General features: G+C 31.5%; 6 protein-coding genes. 2 read left to right on the top strand and 4 right to left on the bottom strand.

The genetic code is table 11. From position 1 onward, the window contains the following. Positions 1–286: 286 nt before the first annotated feature. A complete protein-coding gene (locus ACOYLP_RS11640; RefSeq protein WP_422856338.1) occupies positions 287–607 on the top strand; it encodes a hypothetical protein in 321 nt (106 codons plus the stop codon). Between the two features lie 41 nt (positions 608–648). On the opposite strand, the gene ACOYLP_RS11635 is transcribed toward ACOYLP_RS11640, so the two are convergent. From ACOYLP_RS11635 to ACOYLP_RS11620, 4 genes are read right to left on the bottom strand one after another with little or no spacing between them, the layout of a single operon-like run. Further along, complete coding sequence (locus ACOYLP_RS11635; RefSeq protein ID WP_422856337.1) at positions 649–948, bottom strand: hypothetical protein; 300 nt, start codon at positions 946–948, stop codon at positions 649–651. 3 nt (positions 949–951) lie between these two features. Next, on the bottom strand, positions 952–1170 hold the full coding sequence (locus ACOYLP_RS11630) for a DUF2281 domain-containing protein (protein ID WP_422856336.1): 219 nt from the start codon (positions 1168–1170) through the stop codon (positions 952–954). Between the two features lie 43 nt (positions 1171–1213). After that, positions 1214–1693 (bottom strand): ribonuclease HI, encoded by a 480-nt coding sequence (gene rnhA / locus ACOYLP_RS11625; protein ID WP_422856335.1) that lies wholly within the window; start codon positions 1691–1693, stop codon positions 1214–1216. An 11-nt stretch (positions 1694–1704) separates the two neighbouring features. After that, positions 1705–2274: a phosphoribosylglycinamide formyltransferase gene (locus tag ACOYLP_RS11620; protein WP_422856339.1), complete on the bottom strand. Its 570-nt coding sequence runs from the start codon at positions 2272–2274 to the stop codon at positions 1705–1707. A gap of 249 nt (positions 2275–2523) precedes the next feature. Between ACOYLP_RS11620 and ACOYLP_RS11615 the strand changes: the two genes are divergently transcribed. Further along, positions 2524–2707 (top strand): acyl carrier protein (locus tag ACOYLP_RS11615; protein WP_422856334.1); only part of this gene is annotated, 184 nt, incomplete at its 3' end.

Genomic DNA, 2707 nt, shown 5'->3' with positions numbered 1-2707 from the left:
TTTGCGAAAGATATATTTGACGTAAAAAATAGAGACACAATAACAATTCCTAATAATTTTTTCATAAACTAAATTTTAATTTCCCTACTCTATCGGCTTTTCGGTTCCGCCCTAGCTCTTTTAGAAACTAGCTTCTATTATAAAAGTGTAAACCTTTCATTTTACACAATTAATTCACTATATTTAATTGAATTACACATATTTGGGAACAAATATATATAAATATACACAAATATGTGTAATTTATATAAAATAAATTTCTCACATAAGTGTAAATATTTGCATTATGCAACACCGAGGAGAAATACTAAAAGAAGCTATCTATAAAAGTGGCATTCCCATTACAGAACTCGCCAAGCGAATGGGAAAAAGTAGAAGGTGGATGTATCTGATGTTTGAAAATAGTACTGTTTCTCTTGATTTGGTTTTGCAAATAGGAAAAATTATTCATCACGATTTTAGTGATTCTATAAAGGAACTTTCAACTTCTCTAAAAGTTAACGAATCTCCAACGGCTTATGAAAAAGAAGAAATTAGTGCTGACTATTGGAAAGATAAGTACCTGAAACTATTGGAAGAGTATAATTTGTTGTTGAAGCAGCGGTAATCAAGACGACTTCGCGTCTTCGTTTTCATAAAAAGGATCGATTATTTAATCCAATATCTATCGGGATTAAGGTAATTAGAAAGTACCGCATAAATGAGTATACTTTTATTTGGTTCATCAATCCTAAAATGAATCATGTACTTAAATGATTTCATTGGTAAACAATGAATGTCGTTATATCTGATTTGGAAATCTGGGTTTTTTTGTAAGTGCTTTAAAGTAATTCTATACTCTGACAAGAATTTTTTACCAAAACCTTTTCTTCTTGAATTTAGAAAATCGCGTGCTACTTTTAAATCATCCTTTACTTTTGGATCTGCTATAATTGTATAATTTACCATTGATTATTCATCCAGTTTATCAATCATATCAAATGCATCAACTGGCTTGTTATCAAGTTTAATTCGTTTTAAAACCTCGTCTTTATGCCATTGGGGAATTTCATTAGCATCTTGAGCATATTTGTAGACTAAAAAATCTATATAATTTTCTACTTCGTCTATTAAGCTATCTGGTAAATTTTTCAATTTATCGTTTACGTGTTTCAATGCTGTTGCTGTCATAATAAGGGAGTAAAATTTATAGTAAAAATATAAAAAATAAAATTTAAAGCAACTTCGCGTCTTCCTTTTCATAAAAAGCATCAACGGATAAATTAGGCAAACCCGAAGCATAAACCGCCAATTCATCGCAACGCTCGTTTTGCGGATGATTGTTATGGCCTTTAATCCATTTGAAATCTACTTGATGTTGTCGATATATTTTTAGAAAACGCATCCATAAATCCGGATTTTTTTTGTCTTTAAATCCTTTTTTCTCCCAGCCAAAAACCCATTTTTTCTCTACAGCGTCGACCACATATTTTGAATCGGAAATTACCAAAACTTTCATGTTAGGTTTTGTTATTTTTTCCAAACCCACAATTACCGCCAATAATTCCATTCGGTTATTGGTGGTGTATCTAAATCCTTCGTAGAATTCTTTTTTATAATTAGATCCAACCAATTCCATGACAACGCCATAGCCACCGTTTCCGGGATTTCCTTTGGCCGCGCCGTCGGTGTAGATGTGGACTTGGTGTGTCAAGATAAAAGGGATTAGAGATTAGGTATTAGCAGTTTTTCTATAATTTGTGGAAAATGTTTGTGTTCGAGTTCGTGAATTTTATTCGCAATTTCATCTGCGGAAGCGCACTCTTCAATATTTACTTTTTCCTGAAAAATAAATTCCCCCTCATCATAATGTTCGTTTACATAATGGATTGTAATTCCCGTTTCTTTTTCCTTGTTCTCTAAAACCGTTTGGTGCACTTTTATGCCATACATTCCTTTCCCACCATATTTTGGGAGTAACGCCGGATGGATATTGATAATTTTATTGGGATAAGCTTTTACAATTGCTTCTGGCATTTTCCATAGAAAACCCGCCAAAACAATAAGATCAGGTTTGAGTTCTGCTATTTTATACAAAACAAACCCATCTCTAAGTTGCTCTCTGTTGAAAATAAGTGTTGGGATATTATGGTTTTTTGCTATGTCTAAAACTTTGGCATTTGGATTATTAGTGTAGACGCCAACTACAATAATATCATGGTGATTTTTGAAGTGTTGAATAATATTTTCCACATTGGAACCAGTGCCTGAAGCAAAAAGCAAAATCTTTTTCATATGAAGATAACATTGTTTTTCAAAGGAATATGCAATCGCCGTCATTAAAATTGTTTAATTAGCTGTGGCGATTTCATTTAAAACAAAATTACACTACAAAAAAAGAATAAATACTTGAATTAAAACCACGTTTTTAGAAGTTTCTGAAATAATTTATTTATTTTCGTGGTCACTTTTACTAACAAAAATGTTGTTTTAAGATAAAGTTTTTTATTTTTGCCAACAAATTAAAAATTAAAATTAGAAATTATGTCAGACATTGCATCAAGAGTTAAAGCGATTATTGTAGATAAATTAGGCGTTGATGAAAACGAAGTTGTAACAGAAGCAAGCTTCACAAATGATTTAGGAGCTGATTCATTAGACACTGTTGAATTGATTATGGAGTTCGAAAAAGAATTTGATATTCAAATTCCAGACGACCAAGCTGAAA

The organism is Flavobacterium sp. (assembly GCF_049318325.1).
Classification (GTDB): Bacteria; Bacteroidota; Bacteroidia; order Flavobacteriales; family Flavobacteriaceae; genus Flavobacterium.
Note: the sequence above shows the minus strand (reverse complement) of the source record. Positions and strands in the feature narration are given on the sequence as shown.

Bases quoted from the DNA above. Each gene is read 5' to 3' on its own strand.
- ACOYLP_RS11620 (WP_422856339.1), bottom strand. From the start codon at position 2,274: ATGAAAAAGATTTTGCTTTTTGCTTCAGGCACTGGTTCCAATGTGGAA.
- ACOYLP_RS11640 (WP_422856338.1), top strand. From the start codon at position 287: ATGCAACACCGAGGAGAAATACTAAAAGAAGCTATCTATAAAAGTGGC.
- ACOYLP_RS11635 (WP_422856337.1), bottom strand. From the start codon at position 948: ATGGTAAATTATACAATTATAGCAGATCCAAAAGTAAAGGATGATTTA.
- ACOYLP_RS11630 (WP_422856336.1), bottom strand. From the start codon at position 1,170: ATGACAGCAACAGCATTGAAACACGTAAACGATAAATTGAAAAATTTA.